The following is a 23,853-nucleotide window of genomic DNA, read 5'->3' on the forward strand; positions in this document are numbered from 1 at the left end:
TCATGCCCTTCAGCCCCCACCCCGACGCCTCCGGCGACACCCCGGCCATCCCCGCCCCCGATGTCCACGCCACGGTCCCATTGCTCGAACCACCCGGCTGGGCCGTCGCCCAGCGCGCCCTGTTCGACCTCCTCGACCACGCCTGGCGCCGCTTCGCCCGCGACTTCACCGGCCCCGACGGACGCCTGAACTACACCGGCCCGCTGACCACCCGCGACGGCGTGGACGACTTCTACGAGGTCTTCTTCAACTGGCCCCAGCTCTACCTCCTCGGCGGCGCCGACGACCTCCTGCCCGCCAGCGAGAAGCACTGGGAGGGCGTCACCCGGCAGCTGACCGAACTGGACATGCTGCGCGACGAGTACGAGCGCGGATACGACTGGTTCCACCAGGGCGAGAGCCTGCTGCTGCTGTACTTCCTGTGCATGGCCGCCCCCGACCGCTGGCGTGAGCGCGCCCTGCGCTTCGCCGAGTTGTACGTCGACCCCGCCAAGGGCAACTACGACCCCGAGCACCGCATCATCACCCGTCCGCACAACGGCAGCGACCCCGAGCGCACCGGCCTGTTCGACGGCGACGTCTACCCGTGGCTGCTCAAGGAGGCGGAGACCTACGGCTTCCCCCTCGAATGGCTGCCCGAGGCGGCCGACGGCCCCTTTCCGCTCTCGGCGGACCCGCGCCTCGGCGACCAGATGCGCGACCGGATGGGCGTCGGCGACACCGCGGTCAACCTCGCCGCGGCCGGACTGGTCCTCAACGCCTGGATCCTGTCCGGCGAGGAACGCTACCGGGACTGGATCGTCGAGTACGTGGGCGCCTGGCGCGAGCGCACCCGGGAACAGGGCGGCCTGATCCCGGACAACGTCGGCCCGGACGGAGTCGTCGGCAGCCTGCTGGAGGGCCGCTGGTACGGCGGCCACTACGGCTGGTCCTGGCCGCACGGCTGGCACAGCCTCGGACACGCGGCCTGCGTGGCCGCGCTCGCGGCAGCCACGGTCACCGGGGACGACGACTACCTCTCCATGGTCGCCACCTCGCTCGACACCCTCATAGACCACGCCAAGGTCATGCCCCACACCGAGTCCGACTCCAGCCTGCCCTCCAAGTGGGCGGTGGAGCTCGGTCCCGACCGGCACACACCCACGCTCCACCTGCCGTTCCGCCACAACGACTCCGGCTGGTTCGACTACAACCCGGCCACTCCCCCCGTGCCGGTGGCCCTGTGGCACCACACCTCCTCCCAGGCCGACCGGGCCCGGCTGGAGGGACTGCGCGAAGCGGACGGCATCGACTGGCGCACCGTGCGGCCGTTCCGGTCCAAGGAGGACTCCGGTCACGAGAAGGCCTGGTTCGCCTTCCTCGCCGGCGACGACCCCGGCTACCCGGAGCGGATCCTCGCGGCCGCCCAGGCCCAGGTCCGCCACCGGCTGCGGCGCATCGACCGCTACCGCGACCTCGACGTGCCCGAGGCCGACATCCACGTGTGGCAGCTGTCCAATCCGGTGGTCACCGAGGCCCTGGTGCAACTGACCTGGGGCGGCCCGCAGGTGCTGTACCAGGGCGGTCTGCAGCAGGCGAGGCTGCGCTACCACGACGCCGACGCCCGCCGGGCGGGCCTGCCCGCGGACGTCGCCGCCCTGGTCACCTCCATCGACCCCGAGGCGACCACCGTCGAGCTGGTCAACCTGGCCCCCGAGACGGACCGCACGGTGATCGTCCAGGCGGGCGCGTTCGCCGAGCACACCATCACCGGCGTCCGGTACACGACCTGCACGGACGACGGCTGGATCGGCGACATGTACGACTACGGACACAGCGAGCCGGTGGTCGCCGAGGCCGAGGTCGCGTGTGACAGTCCGTACCTGACGGTCCGTCTGCCCGCCTCCACGCGTGTGCGGCTCACCCTGCGGCTCGGACCGCGCACCCGCACACCCAGCTACCGGACGCCGTTCGACGGCTCCAACTCCCGTGACACGACAGGGGAACCGGCATGAAGCGCATCGCCCAGACCATCAGGCTCCGCCCCGAGCACCGCCAGGAGTACCTCCGGCTCCACTCCGCCGTGTGGCCCGGCGTCGAAGCCGCCCTGCACCGGGCGAACATCCGCAACTACAGCATCTTCCTCCACGGTGACGTGCTGTTCGCCTACATGGAGTACCACGGCGAGGACTTCGAGGCGGACATGGCGTCCATCGAGGCCGACCCCGAGACCCAGCGCTGGTGGAAGCTCACCGACCCGTGCCAGGAACCCTGGCCGGACCGGGGCGAGGGCCGCCAGTGGAGCGAGCTCCCCGAGATCTGGCACCTGAGCCCGCCTGGCGACGACACCACCGCCTGACCCGGCCCGCACCAGCCCGACCCGACTTGGATCACCCCGTGAACGCACCCGTGCTCCTCGACGCCCACCACCACCTGTGGGATCTCGCCCACCGTCCGCAACCCTGGCTGGACGACCCCGACGTGGCATCGATCCGCCGCACCTTCACCCCGGACGACCTGCGCGCCACCGCCGGCCACCCGATCGCGGGCCGGCGGCTGCACGGCACGGTGGTCGTCCAGTGCATCGCGGAGGTCGCCGAGACCGAGGACCTGCTCGCACTGGCCGAGCGGGAGCCGCTGATCCATGCCGTGGTCGGCTGGGCGGACCTCACCGCCCCCACGATCGGTGACGTGCTCGACCAGCTGCTCGCCGGGCCGGGCGGCGGATACCTGCGCTCCCTGCGCCACCTCGTCCAGGGCGAGACCGACCCGAACTGGCTGCAACGCCCTGACGTGGAGCGCGGGTTGCGGGCGGCCCGGGACCGCGGACTGCGCTACGACGTGCTCGTGCGCGCCCACCAGCTCGACCAGGCGATCCGGCTCGCGGAACGCTTCCCCGACCTGCCCCAGGTCCTCAACCACGCGGGCAAGCCGGACATCGCCCGACAGGACTCCGTGGACTGGGAACGCCGGATCCGACAACTGGCCGCACACCCGCACGTGGTGTGCAAGGTCTCCGGGCTGATCACGGAGGCCGACCACGCCCGCTGGACCACCACCGACATCCGGCCCGTCTGGGACGTACTGGCCTCCGCCTTCGGCCCCGGGCGGCTGATGTTCGGCTCGGACTGGCCGGTCGCCAACCTGGCGGGCGGCTGGAACCGGTGGGCCGCCACCGTGGACGAACTCCTCACCGACTGGAGCGAGAACGACATCGACGCGCTCCTCGCCGGGAACGCCACCGCGTTCTACGGCCTTGCGCCCGTTGCCGAAAAGGCAGACACGACGGCCCGAACGAGCTGAACACACCCCACCGAAGATCGCGCCGAACCCGCGCAGAACACATCCACACGGATGCCGAGCCCTCGGCATCCGCCTCCGGTCTGCGCCGAAGGGACCCTGCTCCGTGGCACTCGCAACCCGTTATCTGTCCGCCCGCACCCTCGACACCGCACCGGTCCCCAGCACACCACCGGGCCCCGGCGAGGTGGAACTGGCCCCCGCCTACGTCGGTATCTGCGGCACCGACCTGCACATCTTCCACGGCGACATGGACGCCCGGGTCGCCGCGCCCGCCGTCCTCGGCCACGAGATGGCCGGCCGTGTCGTCCGAGTGGGCCCTGACGTCGAGGACTGGACACCCGGTGACGCGGTCACCGTGATACCGCTGCGCTGGGACGACACCTGCCCGGCCTGCCGCAAGGGCCACCAGCACATCTGCCAGCACCTGGACTTCATCGGCATCGACTCCCCCGGTGCCATGCAGCAGCGCTGGACCGTGCCCGCCTCCACTCTCATACGGCTGCCCGACTCCCTGCCACTGGACCGGGCCGCCCTCGTCGAGCCCACCGCGGTCGCGGTGCACGACGTCGGCCGGGCCGGGGTGCGCGACGGTGAGCGGGTCGTCGTGGTCGGCGGCGGCCCGGTCGGCGTCCTGATCGCGCTGGTGGCCAGGGCGGCCGGGGCGGACGTCAGGGTGGTGGAGCTGAGCGCCCACCGGCGGCTGCTCGCCGAGGAGTTGGGGCTGACCGTGTGGGACCCGGCCGCCGAAAACCTGGCCGAGCTGGTCCGGCAGTGGACCGGGGACGCGGGAGCGGACGTCGCCTTCGAGGTGTCCGGCGCCGCGGGAGGCGTGGACACCGCGGTCGACGTGCTCGGTGTGCGCGGGCGGCTGTGCCTGGTCGCGATCCACTCCCGGCCCCGCGAGGTGAACCTGCACCGCTTCTTCTGGCGCGAACTCACCCTCGTCGGTGCCCGGTTGTACGACCGCTCCGACTTCGAGAAGGCGGTGGCGCTGGTGGCCGACGGCACCATTCCCGCCGACCGGCTGATCAGCAAGGTCGTGCCGCTCACCCAGGCACCGGCCGCGTTCGAGGCGCTGGAGGGCGGCGGTGACGTGATGAAGATCCTCGTGGACTGCACCGACGAGGCCCAGGAGGCCACCGTATGAACGCCTTCGACCTCACCGGACGGCTCGCCGTCGTCACCGGCGCCCGGCGCGGGATCGGCCGGGCCATGGCCCGCGCACTCGCCGAGGCCGGCGCGGACGTCATCGGGGTGAGCGCCTCGCTGGAGGAGTCCGGCAGCGCGGTGGAGAAGGACGTCACCGCCGCGGGGCGCGGCTTCGAGGCGATCCGCGCCGACTTCGCCGACCCCGAGGCCGTCCGGGAACTGGGCGCGGACCTCGCTGGCCGGGAGCGTCCGGTGGACATCCTGGTCAACAACGCGGGCACGATCCGCCGGGCCCCCGCGGCCGAGCACACCGATGCGGACTGGGACCTGGTCCTCCAGGTCAATCTCAGCGCCCAGTTCGCGCTGGCCCGCGCAGTCGGCGCGTCGATGGTGGCGCGCGGGCGGGGGAAGGTCATCTTCACGGCCTCCCTCCTGAGCTTCCAGGGCGGCATCACCGTCCCCGGCTACACCGCGGCCAAGCACGGCGTCGCCGGTCTCACCAAGGCGCTGGCGAACGAGTGGGCGCCGCACGGCGTCAACGTCAACGCCATCGCGCCGGGCTACATCGCCACCGACAACACCCAGGCCCTCCAGGACGACCCGGCGCGCAGCAGGGCGATCCTGGACCGCATCCCGGCCGCGCGGTGGGGCCGCGCCGAGGACCTGGCGGGCGCCACGGTGTTCCTGGCCTCGGATGCGGCCGCCTACGTCCACGGCACCGTCCTTCCGGTCGACGGCGGATGGCTGGGCAGATGACCGCCGACCTCACCGACATACTCGCCGAGGCGCGGATCGTGCCGGTCCTGACCGTGCCCGACCCCACCACGGCCGCCCCGCTGGCCCGTGCCCTCGCCGCGGGCGGCGCGCGTTGCGCGGAGGTCACCTTCCGCACCTCGGACGCCGAGCAGGTCGTGAAGGCGATGGCCGCTGAGGGTGCTCTGGTCGTCGGCGCCGGTACGGTCCTGACCGCCGTACAGGCCGAGCGGGCGGTGGCGGCCGGGGCGCGCTTCGTCGTCTCGCCCGGCGTGGACCACGAAGTCATCTCCCGGTGCCGGGAGTTGGGGGTTCCGGTGCTCCCCGGCGTCGCCACCGCGACCGAGCTGATGGGCGCCCTGCGGGCCGGCCTCGACACGGTCAAGCTCTTCCCCGCCGAGCCGCTCGGCGGTACGGCGATGCTCCGGGCGCTCTCGGCGCCCTTCCCCGGGGTGCGGTTCATGCCGACCGGCGGGATCGACGCCGCAGCCCTGCCCGGCTACCTCGCCGAACCGGCGGTCCTCGCGGTCGGCGGCAGCTGGATGGCCGCCCCCGCTCTCCTCGCGAGCGGCGACTACGCGGAGATCCGCCGGCTGACCGCTGACGCGGTGGGGCGGAGCGTGCCGTGGCCGACGTGATCGCCCTGGGCGAGGTCATGCTGCGGTTCGACCCCGGTGAGGGCCGGATCCGCACCGCGCGCAGCTTCCAGGTCTGGGAGGGCGGCGGCGAGTACAACGTCGTACGCGGACTCCGTCGCTGCTTCGGAGTGCGTACCGCCGTGGTCACCGCCCTGGCGGACAACGCGGTCGGACGCCTCGTCGAGGACCTGGTCCTCCAGGGCGGGGTCGACGCCTCGATGATCTGCTGGATGCCCGACGACGGCGTCGGCCGCAGCGCCCGCAACGGTCTCAACTTCGTCGAACGCGGCTACGGCATCCGCGGCGCGCTCGGTGCCAGCGACCGCGCCCACACCGCGGTCTCGCAGTTGCGCAAGGGTGACGTGGACTGGGAGTCGGTGTTCTCGGCCGGGGCGCGCTGGTTCCACACCGGCGGCATCTTCGCCGGCCTGTCGGACACCACGGTCGACGTGGCCGACGAGGCGATGGCGGCCGCGCGCCGGCACGGCGTCACCGTCTCCTACGACATCAACTACCGCCCCAGCCTGTGGGCCGACCGCGGCGGGCCGGGGCGGGCCCGCGAGGTCGACCTGCGGCTCGTCCGGCACGCCGACGTCGTGGTGGGCGCTCTCGGCCTGGCGGGCGAGCATCCGGGCGCCGTGCGCTTCTCGCCCGACGAGGTGCCGGACGCCCTGGCCGCCGTGGCCGACCTGCTGCCCGGCGCCAAGGTGCTCGCGACGACCCTGCGCGAGGTGCCCTCGGCGGGCGTGAACGACTGGACCTCCGCCGCCTGGTCAGCCGAGACCGGTCACGTCACCGGCCCCCTCATGCCCGGCCTGCACGTCCTGGACCGCATCGGCTCGGGCGACGGCTTCGCCGCCGGGCTGATCCACGGCCTGCTCTCCGGTCACTCACTGGAACGTGCCCTCGCCTGCGGCACGGCCCACGGCGCCCTGGTCATGACCACTCCCGGCGACGTCTCGATGGCCACCCTCGCCGAGGTCGAGGCGCTCGTCGCCGGCGCCCCGGCCCACGTCCGACGCTGACGGCGTCCCCCACCCCTGTCCCCAGGAGCACGCCTTGCACCACCGGAAGATCCAGCACACGCCGGTCGCCGTCACCGAACTCGGCTTCGGCGCCGCAGTGATCGGCAACCTCTACCGGGTGACCGAAGCCCATGTCGCCTCGGCCGCCCTCGACGCCGCCTGGGACGCGGGCATCCGCTACTTCGACACCGCACCGCACTACGGCCTCGGCCTCTCCGAACGCCGGCTCGGCGCCGCCCTGCACGACCGGCCCCGCGATGAGTACGTCGTCTCTTCCAAGGTGGGCCGCCTCCTCGTCCGCAACGGGCACCCGCGGGGCGTCGACGACGAGGGGTTCGTCGTGCGGGACGACCTGCGCCGGCAGTGGGACTTCAGCCGCGACGGCGTGCTGCGCTCCCTTGAGGACACGCTGGAGCGCACCGGCCTGAACCGCCTCGACATCGTCTACCTCCACGATCCCGACGACCACTGGGCCCAGGCCGCCGACGAGGCCATGCCCGCCCTCGCCGAGTTGCGCGACCAGGGCGTGATCGGGGCGATCGGCGCGGGCATGAACCGGTCCGCCATGCTCGCCCGCTTCCTGCGCGAGACCGCCGCCGACGTGGTGATGCTCGCCGGGCGCTACACCCTGCTCGACCAGTCCGCCCTGGACGACGTCCTGCCCGCCGCGCAAGCCCACGGCAAGAGCGTCGTCTCCGTCGGCGTCTTCAACTCCGGCCTCCTCTCCCAGGACCGGCCCGCCGAGGGCATGAAGTACGACTACCAGGACGCCCCGCCCGACCTGGTGCGGCGGGCCCTGGCCATCGCCGAGGTCTGCGAGCGCTACGGCACCACCCTGCCGGCCGCCGCCATCGCCTTCCCCCGCACGCACCCCGCCGTCGTCAACGTCACCCTCGGCATGCGTACCGCGGAGCAGGTCGGGCGCAACGTCGAACTGCACGCCCGCCGCGTCCCCGACGGGCTTTGGGACGAACTGCGGGCGCAGGGGCTGATCAGGGCCGATGTGCCCACCGCGAACGAGGAGCGGCACCCCCGCCGTTCCTGACCGGCACGGCGCCACCTCAGCCGTCGTCCGAACACACCTTCTGGAGCCGCTCATGTTCACGTTCCCGAATGTCCGCGCCCCGAAGAGGGGCAGACACCCCGCCGCACGCGGCCTGCGCCTCCTCCCGGCAGCGCTCACGATGGCGCTCTCGGCCACCGTGCTGGCCTCCCTCACCACATCGACACCCGCCTCGGCCGCGACCCAGGCCACCTACTACGTCTCCCCCAACGGTGACGACTCCAACACCGGCACGATCACGGCGCCGTTCAAGACCCTGCGGCACGCCCGGGACGTCGTGCGCACGGTCAACAACAGCATGACCGGGGACATCGACGTCTATCTCCGGGGCGGCACCTACCCGGTGAGCAGCACCATCAACTTCACCTCGGCCGACTCCGGCACGAACGGGAACCGTGTCGTCTACGCCGCCTACCCCGGCGAGAAGCCGGTCCTGGACGCAGGCGTCCAGGTGTCCGGCTGGACCCAGCACAGCGGGAACATCTGGAAGGCCACCCTCAACCGCGACAACAAGCTCCGCGCCCTCTACGTCAACGGCAAGCGCACCGAGATGGCGTCGGAGACGATCAACTCGGCCGGATGCTACGGGACCTACACCGTCACGGCCGGCCAGGCTCCCTGGGCCTGGGAGTCGGGTTCGCAGTGCGACGGGTCCAAGTACAGTCTCTCCGACCTGCCGGCCATCGCCTCCAACCAGGACGACGTCGAGATCATGTCGTCGAGCACCTGGAACACGGCCATCGTCGGAGTCCGCCAGATCACCACGAGTTCGGACGGCGCCAACCGCGTGGCCCAGTTCCAGGAACCTGGCGCGGCCATCGCCCAGGGATCGCCGTACGCCAAGTTCGTCGCCGGCAGCGGCAGCCACACGATCATGAACGCGTTCGAGTTCCTGGACAAGCCGGGCGAGTTCTACTTCAACAAGGGCAGCCACACGCTGTACTACTACAAGTCCAGCTCCGATGACATGACGACGGCGCAGGTCTTCGCGCCGAACAACCTCTCCACCCTCATCGACGTGGCCGGCACGTCCACGACCGACCACGCGCGGAACATCACGTTCTCCGGGCTCACGATCGAGCACTCCGACTGGAACCTGGTCAATGTCGCGGGCTCCGTCTTCCGGCAGGGCCAGCAGGGCAACGCCGGCTCGACCGTGTACTCCAAGCAGAACTTCCACGCGTACACCTACCGCAATGTCGATCTGCCGCCCGCGGCCGTGCAGATCGAGAACGCGGACGGGATCGTCCTGCAGGGCAACACGGTGCGGCACACCGGCGCCGACGGGATCACCCTGGCCAACGATGTGACGGACTCGCAGTTGACCGGCAACGTCACGAATGACATCGCCGGGTCCGCGGTCACCGTGGGGCACCCGCAGCACGTGTACATCGGGGACTACACCTCGACCAACCACGAGAAGTACCCGGTGAACGTCGAGGAGCTCTGCAAGAACATATCGATCACGAACAACTACCTCTACGACAGCGCGGTGCTGTTCCAGGGCTCCAGCCCGGTGTCGGCGTACTTCGTGGATTCCCTTTCCGTGCGGCACAACCGGATCGAGAAGTCTCCGTGGGCGGGCATCACGCTCGGCTGGGGTTGGTGGAACTTCGACGGTTCGGCGAACTCGATCAATCCCGGGAACCCGACCACCACGGCGAAGAACAACACCATCAAGTACAACGAGATCTTCGACACGATGCAGGTGCTCGGCGACTCCGCTCCCATCTACACGCTGGGCAGCCAGCCCGGTACGGAGATCAGCAACAACTACATCAAGGGTGTCCCGGCCGGCCACAAGTACGGCCTGCACCCCGACGAGGGCTCCGCGTTCATCAACGAGCACGACAACGTGCTCGACGTCGACCCGGGCCTGGCGTACACCGTCAATTCCGGCACCTGGGGCCGGCAGCACGACCTGACCATCGCCAACAACTACGGCACCGTCAACAAGATCGCCGGCAGGAACGTCCCGAACAGCACGATCACGGACGTGCGGGGATACGGGGACAACGTGTGGCCGTCGCAGGCGTACAGCATCGCCCTGAACGCGGGTCTGGAGGAGGCCTACAAGAAGCTCCTGCCCGCCGCGGTCACGGCTGCGCAGGACTACGCGCTGCCCGCGAGCACGTTCGCCGGCACGGGCGTGATGACCGTTCCGGTGCGCAGCCCCAAGGACGCGACCAAGACGCTGTGGCTGGCTCCCGCCGGTACGACGGCGTTCGCCGCCGGTCCCACCATGACCAGCGCGAGCGGCACCTCGACGAGCATCCGCGTCCCGCAGACGGCGGGTGACTACCGGCTCTACGTGGTGGACGCCCAGGGGAACGCGTCCCCCGCGTCGAACGCCCTCGTGCGGCAGCGCTGGAACCACGTCGACGACAAGGCCGCGGGCGTGGCCTACTCCGGGACCTGGTCGAACTGGAACGACACGAAGGACATGAACGGGTCCGAGAAGGTCACGGGCACCGCGGGCAATTACGCCGAGTTCTCGTTCACCGGCACGGGCGTGCGGTACCTCAGCATGACGCAGCCGAACATGGGCAAGGTGGACGTCTACATCGACGGCACCCTGGCCCAGGCGGGCATCGACGCCTACGCCCCGACGGTGACGAAGCAGGTGCCGCTGTTCGAGAAGACAAACCTGGCCGCCGGCCCGCACACGATCAGGGTGGTGTGCACCGGGACGAAGAACACCGCCGCCTCCAGCACCGTCTGCGCGTTGGACGCGTTCGCCTCCATCCAGTTCCCCGCGAAGAACGCCAACCACAAGGTGGTCAACAAGAGCAGCAACAAGGCGATCGATGTGTCAGGCGGATCGCTGACCGCCGGAGCCGACATCATCCAGTGGACCGACTCCGGAGCCGGGAACCAGAACTGGCGCTTCGTCCCGGTGGGTGACGGCAGTTACAAGCTCGTCAGCCGGAACAGTGCCCTGGTCATGGACGTCAGCGGTGCTTCCACCGCGGACGGCGCGTCCGTCGTCCAGTCGTCCGACACCAGCGCCGCGAACCAGCACTGGACCCTGACCGCCACCGGAAACGGCTACTACAAGCTCAAGAACGTGAACAGCGACAAGGTGCTCGACGTGTCCTCGGGAGGCAGTCAGCTCGTCCAGTCGACGGACACGAACGCCGACAGCCAGCTGTGGAAAGTCGTCAACGTCGACTGATCCACGAGACAAAGGGGTGTGAGGGACGGCGCCGGCCGAACCCGGACCGGCGCCGTCCTGCGTACCTCCATCACCGCGCATTCGAGTCGAGCAGTACCACCTCACATGTGATGACCCCTACCAAGGGACGGGACTTGTGGACCTCACCAGACGACAACTCGGTCGGCTCGCCGCGGTCGGCACCGGAGCGCTCCTGCTGCCGGGCCTGCTGCCACCGGGCAGGGCGGCGGCGGCCGCGCTGTCGGCCGGCAAGTGGGGCGACCAGGGCGACGGCACCTACGTCAACCCGGTTCTCCCGGGCGATTTCAGCGACTGGGACTGCGTCCGGGTCGGCGACGACTACTACGGCATCACCAGCACGTTCGGATACTCCCCCGGCGTTGCCGTGCTGCACTCGAAGGACCTGGTCAACTGGCGTACGCTCGGCGGCGCGGTCGGTGACGTGACCCAGATCGGACCACTGCTGAACTGGGACCGGATGAACCGCTACGGCCGCGGCGTGTGGGCCGGGGCCATCCGCTTCCACGCGGGGCGCTACTGGGTGTACTTCAACACTCCCGACGAAGGCTTCTTCATGACGTCGGCACCCTCGCCGGCCGGACCGTGGAACCCGCTGACGGCGGTGTGGCGGACCTCCGGCTGGGACGACCCGTGCCCCTTCTGGGACGACGACGGCCAGGGCTACCTCGTCGCCACGCACTACTCGGACAGTTACAAGATCAACCTGTTCCAGCTGTCCGCGGACGGCACGTCACTGCTCGGCACACCCACGGTCATCCACCAGTCGCCGGGCAGCGAGGCCAACAAGCTGTACAAGATCAACGGCCTCTATTACCACCTGTACAGCGAGGTGAAGTCCGAGGGCCGGGTGCTGATGATGAACCGCAGCTCCAACCTCTACGGCCCCTACGAGACCAAACAGCTCGAACACGTCAACGCCTCGGTGGACCGCGAGCCCAACCAGGGCGGACTGGTGCAGGCCCCCGACGACACCTGGTACTTCGTGACCCACCACGGCCACGGCGACTGGGAGGGGCGTCCGCTGTCCCTTCTTCCGGTGACCTGGGTGGACGGCTGGCCGATCCTGGGCCAGGTGGGCACGGACGGCATAGGCACCATGGTGTGGACGGGCCGGGTGCCCGCCGGCGGCACACCTGGGCTGCCGGTCGACGCACTTCCCGCCGTGGTGACGAGCGACCTGTTCACCGGCACCGGCCTCAAGCCGCAGTGGGAGTGGTACTACCAGGCGCGTGCCGGCTACTGGTCGCTGACCGAACGCCCGGGCCACCTGCGGCTCAAGGCGTTCGCCCCGCTGGCCGGCGACAACCTGACCAAGGTGGGGAACACCCTCACCCAGCGGGCGCTGCGCACGGCGGGCGGGGCCACGGTCACCGTCCGCATGGAACTGGCCGGCCTCGCCGACGGCCAGCACGCCGGACTGTGCCACTACGCGGCCACCTACGCGGGCCTGGGCGTCCGGCGCACCGGGACCACGACCACGATCACGCACAACGCCGGCGGCACCCTCACCGACGGCCCGGCCGTCACGCAGAACGCCGTGTGGCTGCGTACCACCTGGGACGTCAACGGCGTCAGCCGGTTCTCCTACAGTCTCGACGGCAGCACGTTCACTCCGTTCGGCAGCACATACCAGCTCACCTGGGGCGGCTACCGCAGCGACCGGATCGGCCTGTACACCTACAACCCGAACAACACCGGCTACGTCGATGTGGACTCGGTGCAGTACACGGTCGCGCCCACCCTGGCGTACAAGTGCGTCAGTGTGCGCAGCGGCAAGGTCGCCGATGTCTCCGGAGCCTCCCAGACTGACGGCGCCACCGTGATCCAGTGGGCCGACAACGGCAGGCCGAACCAGCAGTGGGCCTTCCAGTCCACCGGAGACGGCTACCACACCGTCATGTGCGTCAACAGCGGCAAGGTCCTCGACGTGGCGGGGTCCTCGACGGCGGACGGCGCACGGCTCGTGCAGTCGACGGCCGACGGGCGGACCAGCCAGCAGTGGCAGCTGCGTCCACTGAACGGTGGCGCGTTCGCCATGGTCAACCGCAACAGCGGCAAGGTGCTGGATGTCAGCGGTGGCAGTGCGGCCGACGGTGCCGCGCTGATCCAGTTCACCGACCGGGGCAGCACCAACCAGCAGTGGACGTTCTCCCGCGTCACCAGCTAGCTCGCGGCGGCGGGGCCGGAAAGCCATGGCTTTCCGGCCCCGCCGTCTTTCTGACCCTTACCGCCTCATCCGGTCACTGGATCGTCCACGCCTGGTTCGACTGGTTCAGTGCCGTCCACTGGTCGATGGCGGCACCGGGCGGGGTGGGCGGGCAGGAGGGCCGCGAGGACGACCACTCCGGCCGCGCACACTTTGGTCAGGCTCACACCGATGCGCAGCGTTCTCTAAAGACATCCATCACGACGTCGTTCTCGTAGTGCAGCGGCGACAGTTGAGAATCATGGAAACGCACAATGAGTAGTACTCATTTGCTATCCGCCTTTGTGGGTCTGCCGGAACGCGCCCGGCGTCACACCGGCGTGACGAGTGAAGAACTTTCCGAAGTTGGTGGGTTCTTGGAATCCCAGACGGCGGGCGATCGTCGCCACTGGTTCGTCGGTGTGGGCGAGCAGCCGCTGGGCCTCCAGAGCCACCCGGCCGTCGATGACGTGCTTCACGGGCTGTCCGGTGGCGGCGGCGCAGGCGCGCGTGAGGGTCTTGACGGTGTACCCGAGGCGGTGGGCGTAGTCGGCGGCGCGGCGGGTGGTGGCGTACCCGCGCTCCAGTTCGGCGCGGAAGCGCACGTACACCTCGCCGCCCGCGTGCGGGTCGCCGCGGCCGTCGGGGCGGGGCAGCCGGTCGATCTGCAAGAGCACGGTGGCCAGCAGGAGTTGGAGGATCTCCGCCGACACGGCCTCCTCGGGACGGCCGTATTCGGCCCGCATCTGACCGAGCAGGGTCGACAGCACTGCGTACTCGGGGCGCGCACCCAACTGCCAGCAGGCAGGCCCGTACCACTCCTTCACCAGCCGGTCGGCGCTGCTGCTGTGCGGCGGGAAGGCCGGTGTGAAGAGGAGGTGGGTGCCGTCGGCGGTTCCCGGCCGGGCGAAGCGCTGCACCTGGCCGGGACGAATCCACAGCAGGGTGCCGGGGCGGCAGGGGTAGGTCACGAAGTCGACCGCATGCTCCGTGCTGCCCTCCGTGATCAGCGTGAGGGTGTGGAAATCGACCCGGTGCACCAGGTCGGCCCGACTTCCCCGGCTCCGCCGCCGCTCGTGCAGGGTCGCCAGGTCGACGATCTCGAAGCCCGGAACGCGTTCCCGTGGCGGGTTGAAGTCGAGCCGCGGGATGGCACCTCGCTGCGAGGGGTCGGCACCCTCGGAATCCGCAGTCGGCATCGAACGCTCCACATGTCCTCGAATTACCATGCCGCGTCTTCAGCGTATCTCGCCTGCCTGCGGCGTTGCGACAAGAGTGGAGGACATCAAGACGGCGCAAGGGCCGCCTCCACCACCGCAAGGAGCTTCACCATGAATGGCACGGTCACGGTCCTCGACAGGGGCGCGGTCCGCATCCACAGCTACATGTCGCCGGCGGACACCTTCCACGTCACCACCCAGCTGATCGAGACCCCGGCTCGGCTGATCGCGATCGACGCCCAGCTGCTTCCCGCCTACGCGGACGAGGTCGTCGCCTATGCCAAGGGCCTCGGCAAGCCGATGGACCGCCTGATCGTCACCCACGCCCACCCTGACCACTACAACGGCGCGGCCCGCTTCGGCGTCCCCGTCCACGCCCTGGCCGAGGTGACCGAGCAGATCATCGCCCGCGGCGACAGCCACCTGCCGACCGGACAGGTCATCCCGCTCACCGAGTTCACCCCGAAAGTCGCCCTCACCCCGGGCACCGAGGTCCTCGACGGCGTCCCCTTCGTCTTCGAGGCCGTCTCCGGCGGCGAGGCCGCCGACGAACTCCTCGTCAAGCTGCCCGAGCAGGGCGTCCTCATCGCCCAGGACCTCGTCTACAACGACGTCCACCTCTATTTGGGCAACAACGACATCACCGGCTGGCGGCAGGCCGTCGACGCACTGGCCTCCGAGAGCGGCTACGACACGATCCTCGCCGGCCACGGCGCCCCTGCCGGCCCGGAGATCTACGACGCCGTACGGCGCTACCTCGACGACGCCCGTGAACTGCTCGGCGACGACGGCGACGCGTACAAGAAGGCGATCGTGGACCGATACCCCGCCCACGCCGGCCCGTTCATCATCGACATCGCCAACGGGTCGCTGTTCCCCGCCGCCGGCTGACCCCCGCTCGGTTCCCACCTCCCCTTCGGCACACCCTCGTTCAGAGAGATCCACCATGCCCTCAGTACGTTCGCGGCCCCGTGATGGTTGCGTTTCTCGGCCAGTTCCGTGATGACGTCGTTGGTCTTGTTGCCGGTGCCGATCACCTGGCCGGTCTTGCGGTCGACGAGCCGGTAGTAGGTGCCTGAGGAGTCGACGAGGTCGACCTCGGCGTAGGCGATCGTGGACGTGCCCTGGTCGTTGAGGATCGCTATGCGGCCGGTGCCGTCCACATTTCCTGGTCACCGGCCAGCCAGTGACGGCCGCCGGGCGTTTCCTGCTCCCGGTGTAAAAGGACATCGCGGAGTTCGTCGTCGATCGCTGAGGCGGTGACGCGGACCAGGGCATCAGTAGGCAGCTTGACAACAGAGTCCGGGACGTTGCGGTAGTCCTCCCACGACGACGGGGCGCCCCGAAGTGGCGCCCCGTCGCTGTGTGCTGGTCGTCGGTCAGTCGGCCGGTGTCAGGGCGACCTCGGCGCTGCCCGAGAGGGACGGCAGGCCGTCAGGGGGCGTGTCGGTGTAGGAGGCGTTGAAGACCGCCTTGAGGTTGTCCGAACCGGAGTGACCGCCGTCCACGAACGTCTTGAACGATCCGGAGCAGCCGTTGCTCGTCGACAGCGGGTGGCCGTGCGAGTCGTGGCCCAGGATGAACGAGACGCTGACCTTCGCGCAGTCCACCGGCTGGTCGTCGGTGACGGTGACCTGCCAGGTGACCGTGTCACCCCAGTGGAACGCGGTGCCGCCGTGCGGTGCCGGGTCGGTGGTGAGCGAGACGACGGGCGCCTTGTTGCCGACGACGACGGGAACGGACGCGGAGGCCGAACGCCCAGTGCTGTCGGTGACCTTCAGCGTGGCATCGTAGACGCCGTTCTTGGTGAATGTGTGCTTCGGGTTGGCCTCCCTGGAGTCGACCGTGCCGTCGGCGTCGAAGTCCCAGGCGTAGCGGAGGGCGTCGCCGTCGGCGTCCTTCGTGCCGGCGCTGGAGAACTGGACGGTCAGCGGGCTGGTGCCGTTGACCAGGTCCGCTGCGACCTTCGGCTCCGGGGTGCGGTTGCCCCGGGTGAAGTCGATGCGGGAGAGCTGGGCCTCGGGCAGCTCCGCGAAGTACCCGGTGCCGTACTCGAGGACGTACAAGGCGCCGTCCGGGCCGAACTCGGCGTCGATCGGGCCGTCCGTCGTGATCGTGGGGATCGCGTCCTCGATCTTGAGGACCTCGTTCTTCTTGCCGAGGGTGATGGCCTTCATCTGATCACGGGTCCACTCGTAGAAGAGCGGCTTGCCGTCGAAGTACTGGGGCCAGCGATTCTGTGCCTTGTTCCGCTTGTCGTACTGGTACACCGGGCCGCCCATGGGTCCGATGCCGCCCGTGCCGAGTTCCGGGAACTCCGCGGAGGCCCCGTAGCCGTACACGATCTCCGCGTCCTCAACCGCCGGCAGCACGCTGCGGCCGGTGTTGTGACGCGAGTCGTTGACCGGCTTCGCGCAGTCGAAGGCTCCGCTCGACTTCTGGGTGGCGAAGTCGTAGTCCTGGTACGGCATGTCCTGGGTCACGCAGAAGGGCCAGCCGTAGTTGGCGGGGCGGTCGATGACCATCCAGCGCCCCTGGCCTGCGGGGCCGCGGTTGGGGTTGGCCTCGTTGGCGTCCGGCGAGTAGTCGCCGACGTAGACCTCGCCGGTCTTCTCGTCCACGCCGAAACGGAACGGGTTGCGCAGACCCATGGCGTAGATCTCGGGACGCGTCTTCGCGGTGCCCGGCGCGAACAGGTTGCCACGCGGTATCTGGTAGCCGCCGCCGGGCTTGACCTGGATGCGCAGGACCTTGCCACGCAGGTCGTTGGTGTTGCCCGCGGTGCGCCGCGCGTCGTAGGCCGGGTTGCGGTCGGGGCGGTCGTCGAGCGGGGCGTAGCCGTCGGAGGAGAACGGGTTGGAGTCGTCGCCGGTCGACAGGAACAGGTTGCCCTTGCGGTCGAAGTCGATCTTGCCGCCGACATGGCAGCAGATTCCGCGGTCGGCCGGTACCTCGATGACCTTCTGCTCGGTGGCGAAGTCGAGCTTGTTGCCGACGAGTTTGAACCGCGACAGGCGGGTGACGCCCTTGTACTTGGCGAAGTCCGCGTCTGTGCCGAACTGCGGCGCGTCCCCTTCGTTGACTCCCGGGGTGGCCGGGTCGTCCATGGGGGTGGTGAGACGGGGCGAGTAGTAGAGGTAGACCCAGTGGTTCTTGGCGAAGCCGGGGTCGACGGCGATGCCCTGTACGCCTTCCTCGTCGTGCTGGTAGAGCCCTGCGGGGCTCTTCTTCATGTCGGCGGCAAGGAAGTTCACGCCGCTCTTGGGGTCATGGACGCGGACCTCTCCCGTGCGCGCCGTGTGCAGCACTCGGCGGTCGGGCAGGACGGCGAGGGCCATGGGCTCGCCCGGGCGGTCGTTGAGGGTGACCTTCTGGAAGTCCGACGAAGCCGGCGGTGCGGGGTCCGGTTTGGCGGCCTGCGCTGGGGAGAGCGGCAGGAGCCCGACGGCTCCGGCCAACGCAGCCGCCCCCACGAGGGTGACGATCCGTCTGTTGCGCACTCAGAACTCCTTTGGTCTGGCCTGCGGGTGAAAAGAAGAGCCAGGCGGAATGCGTGAGTTGGACGCCAGTGCGCCCGCTTTCCAGGCTCCCGTCCGACGCCAACACGCCGGGCGGGCACCATGGGTGACATGTGGTCAGTGGCGGGCGCGCAGGGCCGCGAGGTTGTCGTAGCCGATGCGGGCGAAGTCCAGGGACTGGCCGGGGACGCTCGTGCTGGGTGCGTTGTCCTGCTCGACCATCGGGTTGCGGTAGTTCTTGGCCCCCACCCGGGTGAAGAACCGCCGGTAGTCGATGTCACCGGTGCCGAACGGCACCATGTCGTAGCCCATGCCGTTCTGGGTGTTGACGACGCCGTCCTTGGCGTGGAAGAGCGGGAAACGGGTGCTGTTGCGCTCCACGAGTGCGGCCGGGTCGAAGACGCGCTCGCGCTGTGAGCCGTCGTGGGCGGTGTACGTGTGGAACTTGTACTGGGCCACGTGCGCCCAGAAGACGTCCAGTTCCAGGTAGACGCTCTTGCGGTCGGTCACCTTCAGGAAGTACTCCAGCTTGCGGATGCCGGAGCTGCGGGTGGGCCGGCCCTGGGCGTCGAGCGGGCCGCCGTCGAGCAGGAAGTCGTAGGCCGCGTCGTGGTTGTGGGTGTAAAGCTTGATGCCCTCACGGCACGCGAGGGCGCCCAGGGTGTTCCACTTCTGCGCGGCGACGTCCCAGTCCGCCCGGTAGGGGGTGTTGGTGGGGTCGGCGCCGGTGCCCATGTGCTCCATGCCGAGGATGTGGGCGATCTCCAGCCAGCGCTTGAACGTGTCCCGGTCGGCCGGCGTCAGCGGCCAGGACGGCGGGATGTAGCCGTGGCTGCCCTGCGCCCGCAGCCCGTACTCGTCGAGCCAGGAGCGCAGCAGCTTCGCGCCCTGGACCGTGCCGAGATCCGCGCCACCGGGCGCGTTGGCGTGCTGGCCGTAGCCGGCGAACTCCACCTGGCGGTAGCCGAAGCGCGACAGCTGCTTGAACACCTCACGGAAGCCGGAGGGCAGGTCGGAGGCGAGCGGGTCGCGGCCGATCGCGTCCCGGACGGTGTAGAGGATGATGCCGCGCTTGTGCGGCGGGACCAGGGCGGAGCGGCCGTGGTCATGGCCGCCGGCCTGTGATCTGTTCTGCGCCAGTGCGGGCGCGGCGCCGAAGACCGGGGTCGCGATCGCCGCCCCGGTGACGGCCGTGCAGGTGCTGAGGAAGCGGCGGCGGCTGACGCCTAGTGCGCGGCGCAGGGTGTCGCCGGTGACGGCTTCGTCGTTGAACGCGGTCACAGGGGTTCTCTCTTTCATCGTCGCAGTGCTGCGGGTGCCTTGCGGCTTTCGTCTCCGGCGAGGCCGACGAGCCGCGGGTGAAGGGACTTCACTTCGGTGGCCGCTGCACGGCCGGATACTGCGCGGGGGGTGGAGATCAGGACGAGCGGACAGTCGTCCGCCCGGGGCGCGCGTCGGGGGGAGGGAGCGGATCACCGCCCCTTCCGCAGGCGGTCGGCGAACGACAGCAGCGCGGTGAACTGCTCCGAGAGACCCGACGGGCCCCCGTCGGGGTCCTTGAAGTAGAAGCCCAGCTCCGGGAGCGGACCGGACAGGCCCGCCTCGTGGGCACGGGCCACCAGGCGGGCCAGGTCCAGCACGAGCGGTGCGGCCAGGGCCGAGTCGCAGCCCTGCCAGGTGGTCTGGAGGATCATGCGGGTGCCGAGGAAGCCGTCGAAGGCGATGTGGTCCCAGGCGGTCTTCCAGTCGCCGAGCACCGGTACGTCGTCGATGTGCACCTCGCCCTGCGGGGTGTGCCCGAGGGTGTCGGCCAGGACGCGTTCCTTGCCGGCGTTCTTCGCCGCGGCCGCGCCCGGGTCTGCCAGGGCCGCCCCGTCACCGCCGCCCAGCAGATTGGTGCCGGACCAGGCTCGTACCTCGAGGGCACGCTGGACGAACATCGGGGCGAGCGCGGCTCGCAACAGGGTCTGGCCGGTCTTGCCGTCCCGGCCCGCGTGGGGCAGTGCGCCGACCGCGGCGGCCTCCGTGAGGGCAGGGGTGCGCAACCCGGTGGACGGCGTGAAGTTGACGTAGGGGCAGCCGGCCCGCACGGCGGCGGCCGCGTAGAGGGAGCTGGGCGGCAGTCGTACGGCGTCGGGTTCGGGCAGCGGCTCGGTGGAGGAGACGTTGACGACGACCACGCGTGCCAGTGCGTTGCGCACGCGGAACGAGGTGAGGTCGGCCGCGAAGTCCGCGATGAGTTCCTCGTCGCCGCGCGTGTCGCCCGGGAGCGGGCCGCCGAGGCGTATCTCCTCGTCCGCTGCCTGGAGTTCGGCGCGCACGGCGGGGGCTAGCCCGTGCGGCAGAACACCCGCGTCGGTGAGGTGTTCGGCCCGCTTGTGCAGCGGACTGTGGGCGGTGTCATGACCGCCGAAGACGAGTGAGGGCAGGGGCGGCAGGCCCATGCCGTCGAAGGGGGCGGTCTCGGTCACCATGCCGGTCGGCGGCCGCAGTCCGGCGCTGACCGCCGCGCATCCGGCGACGGCGGTGGTGGCCACCGATCCGCGGGCTCCGACGAACCAGACACCGGTGCGTGCGGTCCGCCCGCCGGTCCGGGGCTCCGATGCGTTCCCGTCGTTCTTCACGGGCTGCCTCCCTGCCATGTCGATGTTCCGATGTGGTTGGAGGACGGTGGGCGGGGACGCGAGGGCCTCCCGCTCACCGTCGGCCTTGGGACGGCTTTGGCCGCGGCCTGGAGAGCTGCTCCGTGATGCGCGCGGTTGCGGCTTTCGAGGGGGCGGCAAGGAGCCGCCGGTGAGAAGTACGCGGTGCCTGAAGGTTCTTGGCCCTGCGCTGTGCAGGGTCGACCTCGGCCGGCCGCGGCCGAGGGCTGCGCTGTACGGCCGTGACGCGTCGTCAGTTCCGAACCACTGTGTGGTTCCTGTACACGAAGGGACCGTAGCCTCGTTCGTCCTTGGCCGGAACCCCTCGCGCAGGGAAACGGCGAACTTCTTCCAGAGTCAGGACAAAGCCGTGTTCGGACAGCCCGGTTCAGCCCGGTGGCTTTCCCGCTACCGGGCCATGACCCGATCGGCTCTCACCAGGCCGAAAGGCCGCTACGACGGCGTCAGCACCGCAACCGCTGTGCCGGTCTGCGCCTCCTGCTGAATGATGGCGTCGCACACGGCCTGGCCCACCAGGTGGTTGGAGATCGCCCAGCACTTGAGGCCGTACTTGTCGAGCAGCGCGTGCCGCGAGTCGAGATAGGACGGATCCGCGAGCGCCTTGTCGACCTCGAAGTGGTCGCCCCAGCAGGCGAGTTCAAGGCCGTCGTAACCGAAGTCGCGGGCGAGGCGGCAGACCTCTTCGAGGGGGAGGTCGGCCCACTGGCCGGTGAAGAGCGTGAACGTGCGCGGCATCTCTGGGAGCCTCCTCAGACGGCAATCGGGGTGTAGACGGAGTTCTTCTCGGCGCTCTCCTCCACGGCCGCGAGCACCCGCTGGACCTGCAGACCGTCGGCGAAGGAGGGGTCGGGGCGGCGGCCCTCGGCGATCGCGTGGACGAGGTCGCGGGCCTGGTGGACGAAGGTGTGCTCGTAACCGAGACCGTGGCCCGGCGGCCACCAGGCGTCCAGGTAGGGGTGGTCGGGCTCGGTGACGAGGATGCGGCGGAAGCCCGCTGTGGCGGCGGGCTCCCGATGGTCGTGGAAGGACAGCTCGTTGAGCCGCTCCAGGTCGAACGCGAGCGAACCGGACTCACCGTTGATCTCCAGACGCAGGGCGTTCTTGCGCCCTGTCGCCATCCGGGTCGCTTCGAACGTGGCGAGCGCTCCTGAGGTGAGCCGGCCCGTGAAGACGGCCGCGTCGTCGACCGTCACGGGCCCACGCCGGATGCCGGCGGTCGCTGTCAGGCCGGAGGACGCGCCGTCGAGGCGTGGGCGCTCCTTGACGAAGGTCTCCATCTGGGCGGAGACGCCGACCAACACCTCACCCGCCAGGTACTGCGCGAGGTCGACGATGTGCGCGCCGAGGTCGCCGAGCGCCCCCGAGCCCGCGTGCTCCCGCTGGAGCCGCCACGTCAGCGGGAAGTCGGGGTCGACCAGCCAGTCCTGGAGGTAGCTGACCCGTACGTGGCGCAGCGTGCCGAGCCTGCCGTCCGCGATGAGGCCGCGCGCGAACGTGAGGGCCGGCACCCGCCGGTAGTTGAAGCCCACCATGGCCAACTGCCCCCGCGAGCGGGCCGCTTCGGCGGCTTCGACCATGGCCTCCGCCTCGGCGACCGAATTGGCCAGCGGCTTCTCGCACAGGACGTGCTTGCCCGCCTCCAGCGCCGCGATCGCGATCTCCGCATGGCTGTCGCCGGGTGTGCAGATGTCGACGAGTTGTACGTCGTCGCGGGCTATGAGGGCGCGCCAGTCGGTCTCCGTCGCGGCCCAGCCGTGCTGGTCGGCCGCCGCCCGCACACCGTGTGCGTCGCGTCCGGCGATCGCGGCCATGACCGGCCGCAGCGGCAGGTCGAACACGTGCCCTGCGGTGCGCCAGCCTTGTGAGTGCGCGGCGCCCATGAACGCGTAGCCGACCATGCCGACGCCGAGCGTCGGCGGTGCCGTCCGGCTGTCCCTCTGTTCCATACGGATTCCTCCTCGTCGGAGTGTCACTGACTCGTGGTGCTGTGCGCGGGGCCCGTGTCCCGGCCCGGTCAGATGAAGCCGGTCGGCAGGTACTGGTCGACGTTGTCCTTGGTGACCACGGCCGAGTAGAGGGTCAGCGAGGACGGGATCTCGAACTCGGCGAGACCGCCGACGCCCTTGCCCTGGCCGAGCGCCCGGGCGAGATCGATGGCGGAGGCGGCCATGGTCGGCGGATAGAGGACGGTCGCCTTCAGCACGCTGTTGCCTGCCTTGATGGCGTCCATCGCGGACTTGGCCCCGGCACCGCCGACCATCAGGAAGTCGTCGCGGCCGGCCTGGTCGATGGCGCGCAGCGCACCCACGCCCTGGTCGTCGTCGTGGTTCCACAGCGCGTCGAAGCTCGGCTGGGCCTGCAGCAGTTGTGCCGTCTTGGCCTGACCGGACTCGACCGTGAAGTCGGCCGCCTGGCGGGCCACCTTCCGGATGTTGGGATAGTTCTTCAGGGCGTCGTCGAAGCCCTTGGTGCGCTGCTGGGTCAGTTCGAGGTTGTCCAGGCCGGCGAGTTCGACGACCTTCGCGTTCTTCTTGCCCTTGAGCTGCTCGCCGATGTAGTGCCCGGCGTTGAGGCCCATGCCGTAGTTGTCGCCGCCGATCCAGCAGCGGTACGCCTGCGGGGAGGCGAACACACGGTCCAGGTTGACGACGGGGATGCCCGCCCTCATGGCCTGCAGGCCGACCTGGGTGAGCGCCTTGCCGTCGGCCGGCAGGATCACCAGGACGTCGACCTTCTTGTTGATCAGCGTCTGGACCTGTCCGATCTGCTGCGCGGTGTCGTTGGAGCCCTCGGTGATCTCCAGCGTCACGTCCGAGTACTTCTTCGCACGCGACTTGGCGTTGGAGTTGATGGCGTTGAGCCAGCCGTGGTCGGCCTGCGGTCCGGCGAAGCCGATGGTGACGGCCTTGCCCGGCTTGTCGTCCGCGACCGGGGCGGCGTTGTCCGCGGCCTGTTCCTGCTCCTTGGGCTCATTGCTGGTACAGGCCGTGAGCAGCGCGCCGGCGGAGACGGCGGCGGTCCCGAACAGCAGTGCTCTGCGGCTGGTGGCAGGGGTTCTTGCCATGGCGGATCGACCCTTCGACTGGGCGGTGTGCGTCACATGGAGTCCGACTGGACGGTGTGCGTCCGACGGAGGAGGTGGGGGCCGGACGGCGGTGTCA

The 23,853-nt window shown here is 70.0% G+C and carries 17 protein-coding genes and 1 pseudogene; 11 read left to right on the plus strand and 7 right to left on the minus strand.

From position 1 onward, the window contains the following. The first annotated feature begins 2 nt into the window (after positions 1 to 2). The 10 genes from H293_RS0123715 (at position 3) to H293_RS0123760 (ending at position 13,273) form a co-directional block, all read left to right on the plus strand. Positions 3 to 1,994, plus strand: coding sequence for a DUF8034 domain-containing protein (locus tag H293_RS0123715; protein ID WP_020120332.1), 1,992 nt, complete (start codon positions 3 to 5; stop codon positions 1,992 to 1,994). Next, a complete protein-coding gene (locus tag H293_RS0123720) occupies positions 1,991 to 2,338 on the plus strand; it encodes an L-rhamnose mutarotase (protein WP_020120333.1) in 348 nt (115 codons plus the stop codon). The genes H293_RS0123715 and H293_RS0123720 overlap by 4 nt, the downstream gene beginning before the upstream one ends. A gap of 38 nt (positions 2,339 to 2,376) precedes the next feature. Further along, on the plus strand, positions 2,377 to 3,282 hold the full coding sequence (locus H293_RS0123725) for an amidohydrolase family protein (protein WP_020120334.1): 906 nt from the start codon (positions 2,377 to 2,379) through the stop codon (positions 3,280 to 3,282). 103 nt (positions 3,283 to 3,385) lie between these two features. Next, positions 3,386 to 4,429, plus strand: coding sequence for a zinc-dependent alcohol dehydrogenase (locus tag H293_RS0123730; RefSeq protein ID WP_020120335.1), 1,044 nt, complete (start codon positions 3,386 to 3,388; stop codon positions 4,427 to 4,429). Then, complete coding sequence (locus tag H293_RS0123735; protein ID WP_020120336.1) at positions 4,426 to 5,187, plus strand: SDR family oxidoreductase; 762 nt, start codon at positions 4,426 to 4,428, stop codon at positions 5,185 to 5,187. Before H293_RS0123730 ends, H293_RS0123735 begins: the two co-directional genes overlap by 4 nt. Continuing rightward, positions 5,184 to 5,822, plus strand: coding sequence for a bifunctional 4-hydroxy-2-oxoglutarate aldolase/2-dehydro-3-deoxy-phosphogluconate aldolase (locus H293_RS0123740; protein WP_020120337.1), 639 nt, complete (start codon positions 5,184 to 5,186; stop codon positions 5,820 to 5,822). Before H293_RS0123735 ends, H293_RS0123740 begins: the two co-directional genes overlap by 4 nt. Beyond that, the gene (locus H293_RS0123745; RefSeq protein WP_020120338.1) at positions 5,810 to 6,847 is read left to right on the plus strand and encodes a sugar kinase; all 1,038 of its coding nucleotides are present in this window, start codon (positions 5,810 to 5,812) and stop codon (positions 6,845 to 6,847) included. Before H293_RS0123740 ends, H293_RS0123745 begins: the two co-directional genes overlap by 13 nt. A 34-nt stretch (positions 6,848 to 6,881) precedes the next feature. Beyond that, complete coding sequence (locus H293_RS0123750) at positions 6,882 to 7,892, plus strand: aldo/keto reductase (RefSeq protein WP_020120339.1); 1,011 nt, start codon at positions 6,882 to 6,884, stop codon at positions 7,890 to 7,892. A 52-nt stretch (positions 7,893 to 7,944) separates the two neighbouring features. Continuing rightward, positions 7,945 to 11,085, plus strand: coding sequence for an RICIN domain-containing protein (locus H293_RS0123755; RefSeq protein WP_020120340.1), 3,141 nt, complete (start codon positions 7,945 to 7,947; stop codon positions 11,083 to 11,085). 136 nt (positions 11,086 to 11,221) lie between these two features. Continuing rightward, positions 11,222 to 13,273, plus strand: a complete 2,052-nt coding sequence (locus H293_RS0123760) for a family 43 glycosylhydrolase (RefSeq protein WP_020120341.1) — start codon at positions 11,222 to 11,224, stop codon at positions 13,271 to 13,273. Positions 13,274 to 13,584: 311 nt separating this feature from the next. On the opposite strand, the gene H293_RS0123765 is transcribed toward H293_RS0123760, so the two are convergent. Beyond that, the gene (locus H293_RS0123765) at positions 13,585 to 14,490 is read right to left on the minus strand and encodes a helix-turn-helix domain-containing protein (RefSeq protein ID WP_020120342.1); all 906 of its coding nucleotides are present in this window, start codon (positions 14,488 to 14,490) and stop codon (positions 13,585 to 13,587) included. A 132-nt stretch (positions 14,491 to 14,622) separates the two neighbouring features. Here H293_RS0123765 and H293_RS0123770 point away from each other — a divergent pair, with 132 nt between their 5' ends. After that, positions 14,623 to 15,402, plus strand: a complete 780-nt coding sequence (locus H293_RS0123770; RefSeq protein ID WP_020120343.1) for an MBL fold metallo-hydrolase — start codon at positions 14,623 to 14,625, stop codon at positions 15,400 to 15,402. Positions 15,403 to 15,890: 488 nt separating this feature from the next. On the opposite strand, the gene H293_RS0123775 is transcribed toward H293_RS0123770, so the two are convergent. The 6 genes and pseudogenes from H293_RS0123775 to H293_RS0123800 form a co-directional block, all read right to left on the minus strand. After that, positions 15,891 to 18,011, minus strand: a complete 2,121-nt coding sequence (locus H293_RS0123775; protein ID WP_020120344.1) for a PQQ-dependent sugar dehydrogenase — start codon at positions 18,009 to 18,011, stop codon at positions 15,891 to 15,893. A 135-nt stretch (positions 18,012 to 18,146) separates the two neighbouring features. Beyond that, positions 18,147 to 19,310, minus strand: coding sequence for a sugar phosphate isomerase/epimerase family protein (locus tag H293_RS0123780; RefSeq protein WP_020120345.1), 1,164 nt, complete (start codon positions 19,308 to 19,310; stop codon positions 18,147 to 18,149). A 191-nt stretch (positions 19,311 to 19,501) separates the two neighbouring features. Further along, positions 19,502 to 20,653: an inositol-3-phosphate synthase gene (locus tag H293_RS0123785; RefSeq protein WP_020120346.1), complete on the minus strand. Its 1,152-nt coding sequence runs from the start codon at positions 20,651 to 20,653 to the stop codon at positions 19,502 to 19,504. 507 nt (positions 20,654 to 21,160) lie between these two features. After that, positions 21,161 to 21,427: pseudogene (locus H293_RS0123790) on the minus strand (sugar phosphate isomerase/epimerase); the annotation flags it as partial. Positions 21,428 to 21,441: 14 nt separating this feature from the next. After that, positions 21,442 to 22,638 (minus strand): Gfo/Idh/MocA family protein, encoded by a 1,197-nt coding sequence (locus H293_RS0123795; RefSeq protein ID WP_020120348.1) that lies wholly within the window; start codon positions 22,636 to 22,638, stop codon positions 21,442 to 21,444. A 68-nt stretch (positions 22,639 to 22,706) separates the two neighbouring features. After that, positions 22,707 to 23,756: a substrate-binding domain-containing protein gene (locus tag H293_RS0123800; protein WP_020120349.1), complete on the minus strand. Its 1,050-nt coding sequence runs from the start codon at positions 23,754 to 23,756 to the stop codon at positions 22,707 to 22,709. Positions 23,757 to 23,853 lie beyond the last annotated feature (97 nt).

Source organism: Streptomyces canus 299MFChir4.1 (assembly GCF_000383615.1).
In the GTDB taxonomy this organism is placed as follows: domain Bacteria; phylum Actinomycetota; class Actinomycetes; order Streptomycetales; family Streptomycetaceae; genus Streptomyces; species Streptomyces canus_C.